General features: G+C 31.4%; 1 protein-coding gene. It reads right to left on the minus strand.

The window, feature by feature from the left end; genetic code table 11:
- A partial coding sequence (locus FAY47_RS20230; protein ID WP_185966740.1) for a hypothetical protein occupies positions 1-439 on the minus strand: 439 nt, incomplete at both ends.

A 439-nucleotide genomic window follows, 5' to 3' on the forward strand; every position in this document is an offset into this window, starting at 1 on the left:
TTCCATCTGTTACTGTTATTGTTTTACTGTCTTTTATATCTGTATTTATACATATTATATTATCTTCTGTTACCTTTGTTTCGCCAAGTCTTTTATAGTCTTCAACACTTGCTTCGCCTGCGATTATTCTTCCTGCTGCTTCATATCTTTTTGCTAGTGTTTCATCTATAACCTTTTGTACTTCTTCCTTTGTTAACTTACTTCCTTTTGCTTTTTCTGCTTCTTCTATTGCTGCTTTTATTTGTGATACTACTAGTACTGATTCTGTATCATCTGCTGTTTCTTTTATTATCTTTAACAATTCACTTCTTGTTAAGCATCTTCCATCTACTAACATTCTTGCTATCTTTATTTGATCTCTTATTGTTGCTAGTTTTCGCACATCTACTGGATTATTTCTTCCTAATGCGTAATACTCATTTACATAGTTACTAGATCT

Origin of the sequence: Clostridium sp. HBUAS56017 (assembly GCF_007115085.1) — a bacterium.
GTDB classification, from domain to species: Bacteria; Bacillota; Clostridia; order Clostridiales; family Clostridiaceae; genus Clostridium; species Clostridium cibarium.